The sequence below is a fragment of the Streptomyces lydicus genome, from assembly GCF_000717345.1.
GTDB lineage: Bacteria > Actinomycetota > Actinomycetes > Streptomycetales > Streptomycetaceae > Streptomyces > Streptomyces lydicus.
Genome location: NZ_JNZA01000001.1, coordinates 117,362 through 133,874 on the forward strand (window position 1 = coordinate 117,362; position 16,513 = coordinate 133,874).

16 protein-coding genes are annotated in these 16,513 nt (G+C 71.5%); 13 read left to right on the top strand and 3 right to left on the bottom strand.

The window, feature by feature from the left end; genetic code table 11:
* The first annotated feature begins 3 nt into the window (after positions 1-3).
* The 10 genes from OO62_RS00555 (at position 4) to OO62_RS00605 (ending at position 9,662) form a co-directional block, all read left to right on the top strand.
* Positions 4-234, top strand: a complete 231-nt coding sequence (locus OO62_RS00555) for a gas vesicle protein (RefSeq protein WP_033265080.1) — start codon at positions 4-6, stop codon at positions 232-234.
* Positions 231-530, top strand: coding sequence for a gas vesicle protein K (locus OO62_RS00560; protein ID WP_033265081.1), 300 nt, complete (start codon positions 231-233; stop codon positions 528-530). The genes OO62_RS00555 and OO62_RS00560 overlap by 4 nt, the downstream gene beginning before the upstream one ends.
* Positions 531-836: 306 nt before the next feature.
* Positions 837-1,796 carry an alpha/beta hydrolase family protein gene (locus OO62_RS00565; RefSeq protein WP_033265082.1) on the top strand — a complete coding sequence of 320 codons (960 nt, stop codon included), beginning with the start codon at positions 837-839 and terminating at the stop codon, positions 1,794-1,796.
* Between the two features lie 221 nt (positions 1,797-2,017).
* Complete coding sequence (locus tag OO62_RS00570; RefSeq protein ID WP_033265083.1) at positions 2,018-2,656, top strand: HAD family hydrolase; 639 nt, start codon at positions 2,018-2,020, stop codon at positions 2,654-2,656.
* A gap of 207 nt (positions 2,657-2,863) precedes the next feature.
* Positions 2,864-4,390, top strand: coding sequence for a hypothetical protein (locus OO62_RS37515; RefSeq protein ID WP_051732426.1), 1,527 nt, complete (start codon positions 2,864-2,866; stop codon positions 4,388-4,390).
* Between the two features lie 82 nt (positions 4,391-4,472).
* A complete protein-coding gene (locus tag OO62_RS00585) occupies positions 4,473-5,897 on the top strand; it encodes an MFS transporter (RefSeq protein ID WP_206738459.1) in 1,425 nt (474 codons plus the stop codon).
* A gap of 286 nt (positions 5,898-6,183) precedes the next feature.
* The gene (locus OO62_RS36850) at positions 6,184-6,717 is read left to right on the top strand and encodes a hypothetical protein (protein WP_129322935.1); all 534 of its coding nucleotides are present in this window, start codon (positions 6,184-6,186) and stop codon (positions 6,715-6,717) included.
* 234 nt (positions 6,718-6,951) lie between these two features.
* Positions 6,952-7,527 carry a TIGR03086 family metal-binding protein gene (locus tag OO62_RS00595; RefSeq protein WP_033265084.1) on the top strand — a complete coding sequence of 192 codons (576 nt, stop codon included), beginning with the start codon at positions 6,952-6,954 and terminating at the stop codon, positions 7,525-7,527.
* A 35-nt stretch (positions 7,528-7,562) separates the two neighbouring features.
* Complete coding sequence (locus OO62_RS00600; RefSeq protein WP_078616946.1) at positions 7,563-8,576, top strand: DNA-3-methyladenine glycosylase family protein; 1,014 nt, start codon at positions 7,563-7,565, stop codon at positions 8,574-8,576.
* A gap of 225 nt (positions 8,577-8,801) precedes the next feature.
* On the top strand, positions 8,802-9,662 hold the full coding sequence (locus OO62_RS00605) for a DUF4190 domain-containing protein (RefSeq protein ID WP_033265085.1): 861 nt from the start codon (positions 8,802-8,804) through the stop codon (positions 9,660-9,662).
* A 61-nt stretch (positions 9,663-9,723) separates the two neighbouring features.
* On the opposite strand, the gene OO62_RS00610 is transcribed toward OO62_RS00605, so the two are convergent.
* A complete protein-coding gene (locus OO62_RS00610; protein ID WP_033265086.1) occupies positions 9,724-10,734 on the bottom strand; it encodes a helix-turn-helix transcriptional regulator in 1,011 nt (336 codons plus the stop codon).
* A 92-nt stretch (positions 10,735-10,826) separates the two neighbouring features.
* Between OO62_RS00610 and OO62_RS00615 the strand changes: the two genes are divergently transcribed.
* Positions 10,827-11,225 (top strand): VOC family protein, encoded by a 399-nt coding sequence (locus tag OO62_RS00615; protein WP_033265087.1) that lies wholly within the window; start codon positions 10,827-10,829, stop codon positions 11,223-11,225.
* A 37-nt stretch (positions 11,226-11,262) separates the two neighbouring features.
* Here the strand turns inward: OO62_RS00615 and OO62_RS00620 are convergent, their stop codons facing one another.
* Positions 11,263-12,711, bottom strand: a complete 1,449-nt coding sequence (locus tag OO62_RS00620) for a purine-cytosine permease family protein (RefSeq protein ID WP_033265088.1) — start codon at positions 12,709-12,711, stop codon at positions 11,263-11,265.
* A 68-nt stretch (positions 12,712-12,779) separates the two neighbouring features.
* Here OO62_RS00620 and OO62_RS00625 point away from each other — a divergent pair, with 68 nt between their 5' ends.
* Together OO62_RS00625 and OO62_RS00630 are read left to right on the top strand one after the other, a co-directional pair.
* A complete protein-coding gene (locus OO62_RS00625) occupies positions 12,780-13,427 on the top strand; it encodes a TetR/AcrR family transcriptional regulator (protein ID WP_033265089.1) in 648 nt (215 codons plus the stop codon).
* 73 nt (positions 13,428-13,500) lie between these two features.
* Positions 13,501-15,123 carry an amidohydrolase gene (locus tag OO62_RS00630; protein ID WP_033265090.1) on the top strand — a complete coding sequence of 541 codons (1,623 nt, stop codon included), beginning with the start codon at positions 13,501-13,503 and terminating at the stop codon, positions 15,121-15,123.
* A gap of 258 nt (positions 15,124-15,381) precedes the next feature.
* Here OO62_RS00630 and OO62_RS00635 read toward each other — a convergent pair whose 3' ends face one another.
* The gene (locus OO62_RS00635) at positions 15,382-16,491 is read right to left on the bottom strand and encodes a PP2C family protein-serine/threonine phosphatase (protein ID WP_078616947.1); all 1,110 of its coding nucleotides are present in this window, start codon (positions 16,489-16,491) and stop codon (positions 15,382-15,384) included.
* Positions 16,492-16,513 lie beyond the last annotated feature (22 nt).

A 16,513-nucleotide genomic window follows, 5' to 3' on the forward strand; every position in this document is an offset into this window, starting at 1 on the left:
GCCGTGCTTGAGCGGGAGCCCGTCCCCTGGGACACCCCGGGTCCCCTCTCCGGGCCCCTCGGCGTACCGCTGGTCGACCTGCTGGACCGCCTCATGAACACCGGGATCGTGGTCAGCGGGGACCTGGTCATCGCCATCGCGGACGTGCCGCTGGTCCGGCTCTCCCTGCACGCACTGCTGTCGTCCGTCAATGAACGCGTACCTGCCCCCTGGGCGGACGGAGGCCCCCTGTGACGGAAGCGGTAACCGGCCCGTCCGTGGGCCGATTCGATATCGACCGCGACCAAATGGGCCGCGACCTGGTCTCGTTGGTGCTCACCGTGGTGGAGCTCCTGCGGCAGCTGATGGAACGACAGGCGATTCGCCGCGTGGAGCAGGGGGATCTGAGCGACGACCAGGTGGAACGCATCGGGGAGACGCTGATGTGTCTCGAAGAGCGCATGACTGAGCTGTGCGAACAGCACGGCCTGCGTCTCGAAGACCTCAACCTCGACCTCGGGCCCCTCGGCTCCCTCCTGCCACGCGACTGAGGCCCCGGCGGCCGCGGCCGGGCGACGGTCGAACGGTCCCGGAGGGGCCCTCGTCAGACGTCGACCGGCGGATAGGTCTCCACGTAGTGGTCGCATCAGCGCGCCATGCAATGACAACATATTCACTCACCGACAACATGTTGTCGATCTGCAGCTGCTCAGCATTGACAAAGCGGAACGCTGCTCCGTATGTTAATCGGAACAGTGTTCCGCTTTTGCTCGGCTGAAGCCGGACACTCCTGACCGCCTCCCTGCCCGCCGGTCGAACGGCACCGCCCGCAGGGGCCGTTGAAGGGAAGACGCCTCATGAGCGCATCGACGTACACAGCCGGCACCTTCGGCTCACCCGCTCCCGTCCTCTCGGTCAGCCCGGTGGTGCTGGCCGCTCCCGACCGAGCCGTGGACCTGGAGGTGCGGGTCTCCGCGCCCGTGACCGGGAGCGATCTGCCGGTCATCCTCCTCTCGCACGGCCAGGGCTACTCGAACCATCTCTCCTCACTGAACGGCTACGCCCCCCTCGTCAACTTCTGGGCGGCGCACGGCTTTGTCGTGATCCAGCCCACCCATCTGAGTTCCAGGACGCTGAGCCTGGATCCCGACACCCCCGGCGCGCCGTTGTACTGGCGATCGCGCGCCGAGGACATGCGGCGCATCCTCGATCAGCTCGACGTGATCGAGGCCGCCGTCCCGCAACTCCTCGGACGTCTGGACCGAAGCAGGGTCGCCGTAGCCGGGCACTCGATGGGCGGGCACACCGCGAGCCTGCTGCTGGGCGCCCGGCTCACCGATCCGCACGACGGAACGGAAGTGAACCTGGCCGAGCCGCGAATCAAGGCGGGGGTACTGCTGGCCGCACCCGGCAGTGGTGGCGATGCCGTCACCGACTTCGTGGCCGAGAACTATTCCTTCTTCCTGACCATGGAATTCTCCCAGATGTCGACGCCCACGCTCGTGGTGGCCGGTGACAAGGACGACTCCGCCCACCTGACGGTCCGGGGCCCGGACTGGCACGCCGATCCGTACGTCCTCTCCCCGGGCCCCAAGGCCCTGCTCACCCTGTTCGGCGCGGAGCACGGGCTCGGCGGGGTCTCCGGTTACGACGTCGCCGAGACCACCGACGAGAACCCGGAGCGAGTGGCCGCGGTCCAGCGGCTCACCTGGGCCTACCTCCGCACCGAGCTCTACCCCGGGGACTCCGCTTGGCAGACGGCGGGTGAGGCGCTGGCGAGCGCACCCGAACCGCTCGGACGCGTCGAATCCAAGTAGGCCGCAGAGATCCGTAAGTAAGCCGTAGAGGTCCGTTTCTGCAACGGGCCGGCGGCACGAGATGCCCGCCCTCATATCGGCGAGCAGGCTCGGCAACTCCTCCGTAAGGCTCCGGCCACCTCGCGTTCAATATCGCCAAGGTTTCCTGACGCGGGACGCGCTGGCATGCGCATGCCTAGCATGGCCGGTTGGATCGGATTCCCCCCTGCGGAAGGACAATCATGAGGAAGGCAACCGTCCGGAAAGCCACCTGGTACTTACTGCTCGCCCTGGGTGGCTGCGTGGTGGCGCTGGCCGGACCCGGCGAGGGCTCTGCCGCCGCCGTGCACCGTACCGCCGGAGCGGGAGGGCGGGCCGGTGGTGGGTGTGTGCGGGTGTACTTCGACCTCGGTGAGACGCTGGTGCACACCGCCGAGGACAAGAGCGTGCGCTACCTGCCCCACGCGGCCGAGCACCTGCGCGCTCTGCGTGCCCGTCACATCCCCGTCGGCCTGATCACCAACGTTCCGCCGTCCTGGGGCTCCACCGATGCGGAGCGCGCGGCAGAGCTGAAGAGGGTGGTCGACAAGGACTGGAAGGGCAGCCAGCCGTTCGCCTGGTCGGACTTCGGCGACCGTATCTTCACCCCGCGGACCGAGGCGGAACGCAAGCCCGCCCCCACCCTGTGGCAGCGCGCCAAGAAGGCCGCAGGATCCTGCCGGGTCGTCTACCAGGCGGAAACCACCGACGAGGTGGAGGCCGGCGCGTCGGCCGGCTATGTCTCCTATCAGGTCAACAGGCGCCACTGGCCGGCGTTCATGCCCGTACCGCTCATCGCCGCCCTGGCCCACCTGCCCGGCCGCGGACCGGATGAGGGCTGATAAGTACCCGTACGGGGCGTGGCGGTGAGCCGCGGGTCACTTACTCCCCTGACGGAAAGTCAATTCGGCACGTCCCTACGTCAGATGGCCCTGTGTGAGGTCGTCCCACTCGTCACTTGGCGGCGGAGCTGCAGTGCACCTCCGCCGCCGGGGGGCGGACCGAGCGGGGATCGGGGCGTTGTCAGTGGGCGCCCCTACAGTGGCGGCATGGTTCCTGAGACACCGCCGGGGGACTCCCCGCAGCAACTGCTTCAGCAGTGGATCGCGGACGTTCCGTATCAGCTTCTGCTCCTGGAGAAGGTGCTCCTTCCCGGGGCTTTCCTCTTCGACTACTCCGCCAGGTCGCTGGACACTCTGGAGGCGCTCCTGCTGGAGAAGTGTGACGAGGGATCTCCCCAACTGCCCGAGAGCCGGGCGGAGTTGCTGGGGAGTGCTACGGCCTACCTCGGTGAGGTGCTGCTCGGGATCGCGGGCGGCGGCTGGGGCTGGAACACCCGGCCGGTCGACGGTCTTCCGGGGCAGCCCGTCGTCTGGCCGGACCCGGAGCTGGCCCTCTCGCCCGTCGCGCCGCGGCTGCTGATCGCGCACGCTCTCCGCGTCCGCACCGGCACCGCGTTCGCCGAGGAGATCGCACGGCTGCGGCAGGCCGTGACGGCGCGGCAGCACGACGTGCCGGGGTGGGAGCCGGTCAAGGAGCACACGCCGCACGTGGACCCCGAGGCGCCGCTGCCGGAGGACCCCGTGCTGACGGCCTGGCTGGCCGAGCGGGAGGAGGCGCTGTACCCCTGGGCCGAGGACGCGTTCGAGGGAGCGTGGAGGTGGAACTTCCACCCCGACACGCTGGACTGGCTGGAAGTCGTCGTGAGGCGGCGGTTCGCCACGGTGGAGGAGTTCGACGCCGCGCGGGACGAGCCGTTCGTACAGGGCGCCTGCTGGTACCTGGGCGAGGTGATCCGGCGGAACAAGGGCGCGGTGTGGCAGTACGTCCCGTTCGACCCCGACGCCGAGCCCGGGGCCCCGGGCTCGCGGGAGAGTGTGTGGACCGAGGTGCCGTTCGTCGATCAGCCGGACAAACGGGTCGGGGGCGCGGCGATACCCCTGGGGTGCCTGCGCGAGCTGCTCCTCGATGCGGAGGGGGCGGACGGGGAGCAGGGGGACGACCGGCTGCGGGACGTGCTGGTCTGGTTCAGGGCGTCCTCGTACGCACACGTGGGAGCGCTCCTGCTGCGGATGGGCATGGTGACGCGGGAGAAGGTCGACAGCGTTCTCGCCGAGTACGCGGCATTCGCGCACGAGGAGCTGTCGCCCCATGAAGTGCCCGCCACGCTCGAAGCGTTCGGTGTGGCGATATCGGCCCACGGGGACGACGTCGACGATCTGGAGGAGAGCTACGCGCACATCCTGGAGAGGGCCGCGGCGCTCACCGACGGAGCCGTCGCCATCACCGATGTCCGGCTGCGTGCGGACAAGGAGCACGGCGAGGTCCTGGAGTTCGCCCGCAACGGCGTGGTGGTGACGCAGACCACCGACCACCAGTCGGACGACTACCTCGACCACCTGGCGATCATGGAGTTCATCGGCCACGTCGATCCCGACCCCGGCGACGACCCGCGCCGGTTCCACCTGGTCCAGTTCGTGCGCCTCATGGAGACCAACTTCGAGACCTACTTCGTCTTCGCCACGCCTGAACAGGCGACCGTGCTGGAGAAGGAACTCGGCCTGGCAATGCGCTGAGCGTGGCCCGGCGGGCGACCTCGGCACGCCGCTGGAGCGCGCGCATCGCGGGAAGCGTTCGGCTCGGGATTACCGTGTCGCCATGGTGCGCGCCGGCAGTCCCCAGGCCGATCGTCCGGACCGGCCCGCGGGTTCGGGCCGCCGGTCCCTGGCCCCACTGCTCGCGGTCTGTGCGGGCTACTTCATGGTCATCCTGGACGTGACCGTCATCAACGTCGCCGTTCCGGTGGTGGGACGGGAGCTGTCCGCCTCGCTCACCGGCATCCAGTGGATCACGGACGGCTACACCCTGGTCTTCGCCGGTCTGCTGCTCACCGGCGGCGCGCTGGGGGACCGGCTGGGCAACCGCCGGATCTTCTGCACCGGGGTGGTGGTCTTCACCGTCGCCTCGGCGGCCTGCGGCCTGGCCCGGACCGCCGGGTTCCTGGTCGCCGCCCGCCTGTTGGAAGGTCTCGGCGCCGCACTGATCGTGCCCGGTTCCCTCGCGCTCCTCCAACAGTCCTACCCCTCACCCGCCGAGCGCTCCCGGGCCTTCGGCCTGTGGGGCTCCATGGCGGGCATCGCCGCCTCCGCCGGCCCTCTCCTGGGGGGTCTGCTGGTCACCACCGTGGGCTGGCGCTGGGTGTTCTTCATCAACCTGCCCGTCGGCTGCGCCTGCCTGCTGCTGACGCTGCGTCGGGTGGCCGCTTCGGCCCGGCGGCCGGACCGCCCGGTGGACTGGCCGGCCCAGTGCGCGCTGATCGCGACGGTGGCCCTGCTGACCGCGGTACTCAATGAGGCCGGGCGGCGTGGCTGGGCGGACCCCCTGATCCTCGCCGGCGCCGGCCTGTGTGTGCTGGCAGCCGCCGGGTTCGTCCTGCGCGAGCGTCTGGCCCGCACCCCCGTGCTGCCCCTGCGGCTGCTGCGCTCCCGTCCGATGAGCGGGGGAGCGGCCATCGGCCTGCTGTTCAACTTCGCCTTCTACGGCATGATCTTCACCGCCAGCCTCTCCTTCCAGCACCACCGCGGGCTGACCGCGCTGCGCACCGGGCTCGCGCTCTTCCCGGCGGTGGCCATGACGATGTTCGCCTCCGTCCTGTCCGGGCGACTGGCACGCCGTACCGGCCACCGCCCGCTCGTGGTCACCGGCATGCTCCTGGGCGCGGCGGGACTGGCCGGCTGGGCCGCCGCCGGACCGGACCCGGCCTACCTGCTGCTCGTGACGCCCATGATGGCGTCGGGCTTCGGCACCTCCTTCGCCCTCACCGGCACCACCGCGACCGTCATGACAGCCGCCCCGGACACCTACTCCGGCACCGCGTCCGCCCTGTTCAACACCACCCGCCAGGTCGGCAGCGCGGCGGGCGTCGCGCTGGGAGGCTCCCTGCTGGCCGCCGCGGGCGGCTTCACCACCGGCCTCCGGATCAGCATGGCCACCGGCGCGGCGGCGTACCTGACGGCCGCCGCCCTCGCGCTCTTCTGCATCCCCCGACGGGCACCCGCCCGCGTCGGCGACGGTGCGACCTGACGGGGTGTCAGGTCGTGGCTCACCGGTCGCCGCGCCGTCGAGCGAGGGCGCCGCCGCCAGCCGCTCCCGGGCCGTGGTGGACCCGGCGTACCGCCCGTGCTGCCCTTACCGGCGTTCGCCTCGCGCCCGTCCCGAATACGTTCCGTAGCGACTCGTCACCACACCCCAGCAGTGGCCGCGGCGGCATGCGGGTGCGCCCCCGGGACATGTAACGCACGATGGAAGCGGGAACCCACCCAGGTGCCCCACAAGGTGACTCACATACCCGAATTGCTGGGGATTTCCGATGACGGAGCTTCCAGGAATTGCCTCTTCTGTGGTGACGACGTTGCGGATGGCGATGGTCGTGGCCCTCGTCGGCGTCAGCGCACTGTTCGGTGTCGTCCAGCCCCCCGGCACCGCCTCCGCGGCATCCAGGGCGCCGGGCGCCCCGGCCCACGCGGTCGCGGCGGTGCCCGGTCCGGTGGTGGCTCCTCCGCGGACACCGGTCGCTGCCTCGCCTCAGGCAGCGCCGATACAGCCCCAGCCCCAGCCCGATCCCGCGAACGTGGTCGTCTCATACTTCCTGGCCCTCAACGAGAATCAATTCGAAGCGGCCTGGGCGCTGGGCGGAAAGAACATCAGTGGCCAGCCGTACGAGAGCTTCGAGGCGTCGTACTTCGGCACGGACCACAACGTCCTCTCCGTCGTTCCCGTGGTCGGCAACGACGTCACCCTGACGCTTGAGGTGACGGAGAGCGATGGATCCCACCACCGCGAGGCCGGTACGTACACCGTCCAGGACGGGGTGATCGTCTCCGCCCGGACCCACCGCATCTGACGAGGCGAGGGCGGTCAGCGAGGGCGGTCAACTCCTGCCGTCATAGCGGGTTTACGAGCCGTGATCCGTCGTGGGAGGGCGCCGCAGGCCCGTAGCAGCAATCAGGATGGCAGCAGCCGGTCGGGCCTTCGCTCAACGCATTTCCAAAACTTGACGGGTTCTGTCAGGTATTGGCCGCAGAGTGGTACCCATCGGCCCGGCACACGGCGCGGGCTCGTATGAGAGGTGCCTCCCATGAACGCATTCGACCCCCGCCCCCAGTTCCTCGGCGCCCTGGACCAGTTGGAGAAGCTGGTGAGCGGCCTCGACCCGGCGCTCCTCGACCGGCCGACCCCCTGCGACGCGTACGACCTGAGGGGGCTGCTCGGCCACACCGTCGGCGCGATCCACCGCATCGCCTACATCGGTGAGGGCGGCCGCGGCTTGGACCTCCCCGCGGCGGTCGGGCAGATCGCCGACACCGACTGGGGCGGCGCGGTCGGCCGGGCCCGTGCCCGCGCGGCCGCGGCCTGGGCGAACGACGACAAGATCGACCGGGAGTTCGAGGTTCCGTGGGGCGTGGCCGCGGGCCGGATCGCCCTCAGCGGCTATGTGATGGAGACGGTCACCCACACCTGGGACATCGCCCAGGTCATCGCACCCGAGACGGAGCTGGACGAGGACCTGGCCGGCATGGCGTTCAGCCTCGCCCAGAAGATCCTGCCGGCCGAGCCGCGCGGCGGCGAGGTCCCCTTCGCCAAGGTCCAGCCGGTCCCGGACGACGCCGACATCCACCGCCGCCTGGCCGCCTGGCTCGGCCGCGCCGTCTGACCTCCCGGGCCGCCACCGAACGAAGCGAGACCTTGATGACCGACACCACCTCTTTCGAGGCGGAGGCGTTCGCCGCCCGGGCCGAGGACGCCGCGGCGTCCCGGCCGACCACCGGGCGGGGACGTGCCCGGACCGCGACCGCGTCGGCCACTGCGCCGGCGCCCGCACACTCGCGCACCCTCCGGCTGGCGGCCCGGCCCCCCTTCTCCTTCTCCGCCTCCCTCGCCTTCCTCCGCTCGTTCCCCGCCATGACGGGTCAGCAGGGCACGGCGCACGACGGGTTGACGCTGGCCCTGCGGGAGAACGGCACCACCCTGGGTGCCCGGGTGACGGCGGCTCCCGACGCGCCCGCCGTCGACTGCGTCCTCACCGCCGCCACCCCCCTCGGTGACGCCACCGCCGAGGCCGCCGCGAACCGGCTCTCCCACCACCTCGGCCTCGCCGACGACCTCACCGATTTCTATCGCCTGGCCCGTCTCGACCGGCCGTTCTCCCGTGTCGTGGAGCGCCTGTACGGCTACCACCAGGTCTCGTTCCCCTCGCCGCGGGAGCTGCTGTGCTGGGCGATCCTCTGCCAGCGCGTCCCCCTGCCGGTGGCCAGGACGATGAAGCAGGCCCTCGTCGAGGCGGCCGGCAACCGCATCACCGTCGACGGCGAACCCCGCTGGGCCTTCCCCGACGCCGAACAACTCGCCTGCTTCGACGAACCCACCCTCCAGCACCTCATCGGGAACCAGCGGAAGGCCGGCTACCTCCACCGCGCGATCCGCCAATGGCTCGACCTGGACGAGTCCTTCCTGCGCACCGGCCCCTACGACGAGGTCCGCGACCAGCTCCTGCGCCTCGCCGGCATCGGCCCCTGGTCGGCCTCCTTCCTCCTCATCCGGGGCCTCGGCCGCACCGAACACCTCACCCCCGACAAGGAAATGATGCGCGCCGCCCGACGCGTCTACGGCCACGACTTCGACGCCGCCGCCTTTGCCGCGCTCACCACCCGCTACGGCCGCCACCAGGGCTACTGGGGCCACTACCTCAGGGTCGGCGGCTGAGGAAACGACGATCCGGTCCGCGTCGGCGCTTCTCGGCGTCACCCGCGGCTTCGCCAAGAGGCCGCGGGAAGCGGAGTCACCGTCACTTCCCCGATCCTTCCCGGAGGGCTCCCGCGGCGTGGTTCAGAGCGACCTGACGGGATCCGATATCGGCAGCGACAAGTCATAAAATCGGAAAATGCTCTGCTAAGGTCCGGGTTCAGCGACTCGCGCGAAGGAATCCGCATGACCACGCCCGCCTCTCCCGAGGGCTCCTCGACCACGGGTCGACAGCCGCAGGACCACAATCCGTGGGCCCCGCCCTCCTCCCAAGCGGGCGAGGTGCGCCCTCTGCCGTACCCGGTGCCGACGGGGCAGCCCCGTAACGGCATGGGCATCACGGCGCTGGTGCTCGGCCTCGTCGGCCTCGTCCTCGGAATGTTCCTCATCCTGTTCTGGATCTCCTGGTTGCCGGCCCTGCTCGCCCTCATCTTCGGCGCGATCGGGGTGAACCAGGCGCGCAAGGGCCTGGCCACCAACAAGGCCATGGCAGTCAGCGGTCTCGTCATGGGCATCCTCGGTCTGCTGCTCGCCGCGGGCAGCGCGGCCTTCACCGTGGTGGCGATCAAGCATGTCGTCGACGACGCCCGAGGGAAGGTCAAGGAGGCCAAGGAGGAGCGGAAGGCGGCGGCGGCCGAGGAGAAGGCCCGGCATCTGTCCTTCGGCGAGCCGTACACCTTCGGCGACGGGCTGAAGGTCACGGTGGCCAAGCCGGAGCCGTTCACCCCTGACGCCTTCGCCCACGGCCACGCCAAGGGCAACAAGGCCGTACAAGTCACGGTCACCGTGGTCAACACCGGTAAGGAACGGGTCTCCGTCGAGACCGGGCTGCCGGACGTCAATGACGCCGACGGAGCCTCGGCCGAGCTGGTGATCGACGGCAGCGGCCGGCAGAAGGTCATCACCGGATACGTCCTGCCCGGCAGGAAGGCCGTCGGCAAGTACGCCTTCTCGCTGCCGCCCGCTGCCGCCGACCGGATCGAGGTCGAGTTCAGCCCGGACGCGATGCGGTGGGACGACGCCTACTGGAGCGGTTCCACCCGCTGATCGCCGTCCGCGTGACGCCCGGTGTCGTGGGCCCGGTGCGGTGGCCGACAACTGCGCCCTCTCATGACATCGGTTCCTCGCTGTCAGTCTTGCGGGCGGAGGACGCGAGGCGATCGGCGAACGCGACGACGAGGTCGCGCAGTTCATCGGGGCGCTCGATGACGAACGGCCGGTCGAGGGCGGCGAGCGCCGCAGGCAGCCAGTCGAGCCGCTCTGCCCGCAGTTCGACACGCCGCCAGCGCTCGGACGACCGGTCCTCACCTGCCGTCGGCTCGTACTCCTCCAGGCTCGCGACGGAGGCGGGAAGGCGGGCGCGGATCTGCTCGACCGTCCCGTGGATCCGCACGGTCACCTCATGCCGGTACGCAGCCGTGGCGAACCCTGACAGCACACGTTGTGCCGGATCGGGACTCCCGGGCCCCTCGAACGAGCCGGGCAGGGTCCTCGCGTCGGCGATGCGATCGAGCCGGAAAGTCCGGTCCTCGCCGGTCCCGGCGTCCGTGCCCGTGACGTACCACCGGCCCGCATGGGCGACGATCCCGTACGCGTGCAGCGTGCGTTCGCTGCGCCGGCCGCCGCCGTCGACGTATCTGAGGGAGACGGGTCGGCGGTGGCGTACCGCGTCGGCGAGGGTGAGCAGGACCCCGGCGTCCGGGGCGGCGAACTCACCGGGCTGATCCGTGAAGGCGAGCGAGTCCAGGAGCATGTCCAGCCGGCGAGCGAGGTGTTGGGGCAACACCCGCCGGATCTTGGCGGAGGCCGTCTCGCTCGCCGTGCGCTCCGTCGTCGTCAAGCCCGCTCGGCGGCCGGCGGCCAAGCCGAGCAGCACGGCCAGCGCCTCGTCGTCGCTGAGCATGAGGGGAGGCAGGCGGTACCCGGGGGCGAGCCGGTAGCCGCCGTACCGGCCGCGCACCGACTCCACGGGCACGTCGAGGTCGATCAGCTGGTCCACATACCGCCGCACGGTGCGCCCGTCGACGCCGAGCCGGTCGGCGAGTTCGGCCACCGTCCTGGTGCCGCCCGACTGAAGCAACTCCAGGAGTGTCAGCACGCGGCCGGTGGGTCGAGACATGTCCGCAGCCTAATGCGAATACAGGACCGATTCTGTCCACTATTTCTCCTAGCCTGCGAAGCCCAGTCACTCCAGCAGCCAAGGAGATCACCATGGACTTCGTCTCGATCCGCATCATCACCGGCGACGTCGCGCGCCTCGTCGAGTTCTACGAACGAGCCACAGGCGTGCGGGCGGTGTGGGCCACCGAGGACTTCGCCGAACTCAGGACCCCGCATGCCACCCTCGCGATCGCCGGTACCCGCACCGTCCCGTTGTTCGCTCCCGGCTCCGCCCGCCCGGCGGACAACCGCAGCGTGATCACCGAGTTCCTCGTCGACGACGTGGACCACGTGCACCAGAACCTGTCCGGCTTCGTCACCGACTTCGTCACCGAGCCCACCACGATGCCCTGGGGCAACCGGTCGCTGCTCTTCCGCGACCCCGACGGCAACCTCGTCAACTTCTTCACCCCCCTCTCCCCGGCGGCCAGGGAGAAGTTCGCACGGTGACGCCGCGCACCGCCATCGAGGACCAGGTGACCGCTCATCAGCGCGCGGAGGCGTTGTGGGCGGCCGGGCGCATCAGGAGGAGGTAGAGGGCCGAAGCGACGACGATGCCGACGGGGAGGGCGAGGTCGATGCCGCCAAGGGCCCGGGCGACGGGGCCGGTGTAGAGGGTGTTCATGCAGAGGGCGGCGCACGCGGTGCCGCCGATGAGCGCGAGGGCGCCCGCCCCGTTCACCCCGCGGGTGTACCAGAAGGGGCTGTCGGGGGTCTCGTCGGTGAGCGTGCGGCCGTCGTAGCGGTTGCGGCGCAGCAGGATGTCGGTGGCGTAGACGGCCATGGTGGGGCCGAGGAGACCGACCGTCAGCTGAAGGACGTTGCTGACGGTGTCGAGGAAGTTGGAGACCAGCAGCGCGTACAGGGTCAGGGAGACCGAGACGGTCCCGTCGGCGAGCACGCTGAGGGAGCGGCGGACCCGGAGGCCGACGGCCTGGAGGGCGAGACCTGCGCTGTATGCCGTCAGGGCGTTGAGGGCGACGGTGCCGAGGACCAGGGCGAGGAGGAAGAGCGGGACGAACCAGCCGGGAAGGAGCTTCTCCAGTGCGCGCTGCGGGTCGGTCATGTCGACCGCGGTCGCGGCGAACGCCCCCAGTGAGCAGACGAGCACGCCGGGCAGGAAGCCGCCCAGGGCCGTCCATCCCGCGACCGCCTTCGCGGAGGTGGAGCGCGGCAAGTAGCGGGAGAAGTCGGCGCTGGTGGTGTACGACAGCGGGCCCGAGGCGATGAGGGTGACGCCGCCGAGGAGGGCGGCCCAGAGGCCGGTGCCGGTGGGCGGTGTGGCGGGGGCGTACGAGAAGTCGGTGTGCCGGAGCACGTGGAAGGCGACGACGGCGAAGACGGTGGTGAGGACCAGGGTGATGGGGAGGTAGAGCTTCACGATCAGGGCGTGGCCGTAGACGCTGATGGTGAGGGTGAGGGCGGCGATCGCCACCACCACGGCGACCTTGACGCCGGTGGTGGTGGGGATGCCGGTCCTTGTGACGAGGGAGAAGGCGGCCGTTGCGGCGGCGGCCAGGTTGAGGGCGAAGTAGCAGACGGAGATCATCCACCCGGTCACCGCGTTGTTCACCCGGTTTCCGAGGATGCCGTACATCGCCCGTGTGATCACTTCGCTCGGTGCGCCGGCGGCCGGGCCGGATATGGCGAGCAGGCCGGTGAGGGCCCAGAAGAGGTTGCCCACCACGATGACGACGAGGGCCTGCCACAGGCTCAGGCCCATCAGGACCAGCGCGGCGCCGGTCACCAGGCTGAGGTAGTTGACGTTGGCCGCCGCCCAGACGGAGAACAGCTCGTGCGGGCGGCCGTGGCGTTCCGCGTCGGGGATGTGATCGATGCCGTGGGCCTCGACGTGACCTGCGCGGTCGGTGGCCGGGGGAGCTGCCGCGGGTGTGCCGTGTGTGCCGGGGTGCGGGTCGGGAAGTGTGGACGCCATGGTCCCTCCGGGATCTGGTCGGACCGACCTGGTTGCTTATTGGTCGCACACTCAATAGCATCCCGGGTATGTCGTCAAGCGTTCAACGGAAGCGGGTTCGCAAGGATCCGGCGGCACGGCGCGCGGAGATCGTCGCCATGGCGGCCACCGTCGCCCTGACCGAGGGGCTGGAGTGCATCACCCTCCGCAGGATCGGCGAGGAACTCGACGTCCGGCCCGGACTGATCAGTCACTACTTCCCGTCGGCCGAGGATCTGGTGGCGGAGGCTTTCGGCTACGCCGCCACCGCCGAGCTGGACAGCCTCGTGCCCGCCGAGCGGACCGGGGACAGCGCGGCCCGGCACCTGGCCCGGTTCTTCGCGCGTACGACGGGGGAGCGGTACGACGCCGTCAGCCGCCTCTGGCTCAACGCGCGCCACCTCAGCCGCTACCGCCCGGTGCTCCGCGACCGGGTCGCCGTGCAGGAGGCCGCCTGGCGCGGCCGGCTCTCCGACCTCATCGGTGACGGCGTCGAGCGCGGTGAATTCCGCACGGAGGAACCGCATATGACGGCAATTCAGATCCTGGTGGTGCTCGACGGGCTCGGGGCCCACGCCAACACCGACACCGGCGGCCACCCCGAAGCCGTGGCCCGCATGGCCGTCACCACGGCCGAGCGGGAACTCGGCCTGGCCCCCGGCACCCTCACCCGCCCCACCGACGCGGCCGGTTCCTGAGCGCGCCGGCCGCGGCACCCCGCCACCACCGTCACCCTCTTTCCCCTCCTCTCCTGTGTTTCCTGGAGCCGCTGTGCGCACCCCGCTCGTCCTGCTCTCCGCCCGCCTGCTCGACCCGCTCACCGGCACCTTCCTGCCGGAGACCGCCCTCGCCGTGTCCGACGGGCGGATCGCCGCCCTGGGCGACGACCGCGAGATCCGCGCGCTCGCCGGCCCCTCGACCACCGTGATCGACCTCAAGGGCGCCGTGGTGACGCCCGGCCTCGTCGACGGACACCTCCACCCGGTCTCCGGCGCCGAACTCACCCACGGACTCGACCTGTCGGGCTGTACCGGCCTGGACGCCGTACGCGAGGCACTGGCGGGCGAGGTGCGCCGGCTCGCCCCCGGGGCCTGGCTGCGCGGGTGGGGCCTGGACCCCAACGTCTTCGGGGACCGGCCGGTCACCTCCGCCGCCCTGGCCCCCGTCCTCGACGGCGTACCGGCCCTCCTCCAGCTCTTCGACGCGCACTCCGTGCTGGCCAGCGCGCGGGCCCTGGAACTCGCCGGCGTCGACGGCCCGCGGACCTTCGACCAGGCCGCCGAGGTCGTCTGCGACGACGCGGGCCGGCCGACCGGCCTGCTGCTGGAGGACGCCGCCTGCGAGCTGGTGGAGCGCGCCGCCCCGCAGCCCACGCGCGCGGAGCGGCGCGCCCGCCTCGCCACCGTCCTGGGGGCCATGGCCGCGGCCGGCCTCACCGGCGGCCACGCGATGGACGCGAACGGCGACAGCCTCACCTTCTACGCCGAACTCGACGCGGCCGGCGAGCTGCCGCTGCGCCTGCGGGTCGCTCCGTGGTGCCAGCCCGGCACCGACGCCGCCGGGATACGCGCGCTCATCGACGGGCAGGGCACCGGCGGCGCGCTGTGGCGCACCGAGGGCGTCAAGCTCTTCATGGACGGCACCATCGACAACGGCACGGCCTGGCTGGAACGCCCCGACTGCCACGGCGAGTCCACGCACGCCTTCTGGCCGGACCCCGACGCCTACACCCGCGCCCTCGGCCAACTCCACGCGGCCGGCGTGCCCACCGCCACCCACGCCATCGGCGACGCGGCCGTCCGGCACGCCCTCGACGCCGTCGAAAAGGCGCAGGCCGACGGGGGCCGGGGGGTGCGGCACCGGATCGAACACATCGAGACCGTCCCGGACGACACGCTGCGCCGGTTCGCCGAACTCGGCGTCATCGCCTCCATGCAGCCCACCCATTGCTGCGACTTCACCCGGGCCGACCACACCGACAACTGGTCACGCCGCCTGGGTGAGGAGCGGGCCTCCCGCGCCTGGCGCTGCCGTGACCTGAGCGATGCCGGAGCCACCGTCGTCCTCGGCTCGGACTGGCCCATCGCCCCCTATCCGCCGCTGGGCGTCATGGCGGGCGCCCGCCACCGCCGGCCCAGCCGCGACCTCACGAGGCCCCCGCACGGCCCCGACCAGGCACTCACCCCTCTGGAAGCGCTCCAGGGGATGACCGTCAACGCCGCCCGGGCGGCGGGCGAGGAGCACGAGGCCGGCCGGCTCGCCCCCGGCTTCCGCGCGGACCTCACCGTCCTCGCCGACAACCCGCTCACCACCGCCGCCACCGACCTGCCCGGCCTGCCCGTACTGCTCACCGTGCTGGGCGGGCGCCTGACCCACCGCGCTACGCGTCTGTGAGTCGGCGGCGGTGCCGTGGGGACGGTGGAGCGGCGCGCAGGCCCGACGGCCCACCGTAAGAAGGCAGTTGACGGGACGTCGGGCCGGTGTGTGAGGGGGCGCGGTGCCGCCCGACCGCCCTGCGGTGGCCGGCACCCCGGGGGGCGTGCGGTGCGGGCGTGTGGGGTGGCCGTGGCCGTCCCGGTCGGCCTGACCGTCGTTGCTCTCCTCATCGGGGAGGCGGCGTGACGGGGCGGCTCCGGCTGCCCCGGCCCGTGCCTACGCGGCGGGTGGCGGGGCCGGGCGGCGCTGCCGGGTGATCGCGAGAATGGCCATGTCGTCCTCGTGCGCCCCCTGGGTCCAGCGGCCGACGTCCTTGGTCAGGGCGTCCACCAGGGCCTCGGGCTCCGTGAAATGCCTGCGCATGCGCCGGGAGAGCACCGGATCGTAGAACGTACCCCGTTTGTCCCGCGCCTCGGTGACCCCGTCGGTGACCAGCAGCAACGAGGCCCCCGGGGGCAGCCGCACCACGTCGACAGGCACCGGGTCGACCGCGCTGAGGTCACCCAGCCCCACCCCGAGCGGCAGTTGCGGGACGGTCGGGTCGAGCCGTACGAGGGCCCCGCCCTGCACCAGGTACGGGGACGGATGGCCGCGGTTCACCAGGCTCAGCTCCTCGCCGTCGGGGGCCACCTCGGCAAGCACCGCGGTGGTGAAGCCCTCACTGGAGGTCACCGGGCCGCTCCGGGCCGCTGCCCTGGCCAGCGCCTCGTCCATCCGCTGGGCCAGCGTCACCAAGGAGAGGGCGTACTCGGCCTCCTGGCGGAACGCGCCGATCGCGACCGAGACCGCGGCGACCGCCGCGATGCCCTTGCCCCGCACATCGCCGATGATCAGCCGCACCCCGAAGGGCGTGTCCTGCACCGCGTAGAAATCACCGCCGATCCGCGCCTCGGCCTGCGCCGCCGTGTACCCGGCGGCCACGGCCAGCGGCCCGGCCTCCCGCGGCGGGGTCGGCAGCACCGCCCGCTGCACCGCCTCGGCGACGTCCCTGGCCAGCGCCAGATCGCGGCCCTGCCGCACGATGAGCCGGTTGACCCCGAGGGCCAGCACACCGATCAGGCCGACCACCGCCAGATCGACCAGCAGGGGCGTCGCCGGACGTCCCCGCTCGATGTCCACCGCCACCGAGACCACGCAGGTGACCACGACGACGGCGAACGCCGAGCGAAAGGAGAGCGTCGCGCCCGCGACCAGCGGCGCGGCGGCCAGCAGCGGGAGTCCGGTGTAGGGCTCCGGCGCGAGAACGTCCAGCAGGACGCCGATCACGAGGGCCAGTGCCGTGAGCAGCCACGGCACCTTCGCCGGCGTGGGTTGCAGGTCATTCACGGTGCATCTCCTGCTGCCGGGT

Coding starts and splice junctions, on each gene's coding strand:
- OO62_RS00565 (WP_033265082.1), top strand. CDS start 837: ATGAGCGCATCGACGTACACAGCCGGCACCTTCGGCTCACCCGCTCCC.
- OO62_RS00570 (WP_033265083.1), top strand. CDS start 2,018: ATGAGGAAGGCAACCGTCCGGAAAGCCACCTGGTACTTACTGCTCGCC.
- OO62_RS37515 (WP_051732426.1), top strand. CDS start 2,864: ATGGTTCCTGAGACACCGCCGGGGGACTCCCCGCAGCAACTGCTTCAG.
- OO62_RS00585 (WP_206738459.1), top strand. CDS start 4,473: ATGGTGCGCGCCGGCAGTCCCCAGGCCGATCGTCCGGACCGGCCCGCG.
- OO62_RS36850 (WP_129322935.1), top strand. CDS start 6,184: ATGACGGAGCTTCCAGGAATTGCCTCTTCTGTGGTGACGACGTTGCGG.
- OO62_RS00595 (WP_033265084.1), top strand. CDS start 6,952: ATGAACGCATTCGACCCCCGCCCCCAGTTCCTCGGCGCCCTGGACCAG.
- OO62_RS00600 (WP_078616946.1), top strand. CDS start 7,563: ATGACCGACACCACCTCTTTCGAGGCGGAGGCGTTCGCCGCCCGGGCC.
- OO62_RS00605 (WP_033265085.1), top strand. CDS start 8,802: ATGACCACGCCCGCCTCTCCCGAGGGCTCCTCGACCACGGGTCGACAG.
- OO62_RS00610 (WP_033265086.1), bottom strand. CDS start 10,734: ATGTCTCGACCCACCGGCCGCGTGCTGACACTCCTGGAGTTGCTTCAG.
- OO62_RS00615 (WP_033265087.1), top strand. CDS start 10,827: ATGGACTTCGTCTCGATCCGCATCATCACCGGCGACGTCGCGCGCCTC.
- OO62_RS00620 (WP_033265088.1), bottom strand. CDS start 12,711: ATGGCGTCCACACTTCCCGACCCGCACCCCGGCACACACGGCACACCC.
- OO62_RS00625 (WP_033265089.1), top strand. CDS start 12,780: ATGTCGTCAAGCGTTCAACGGAAGCGGGTTCGCAAGGATCCGGCGGCA.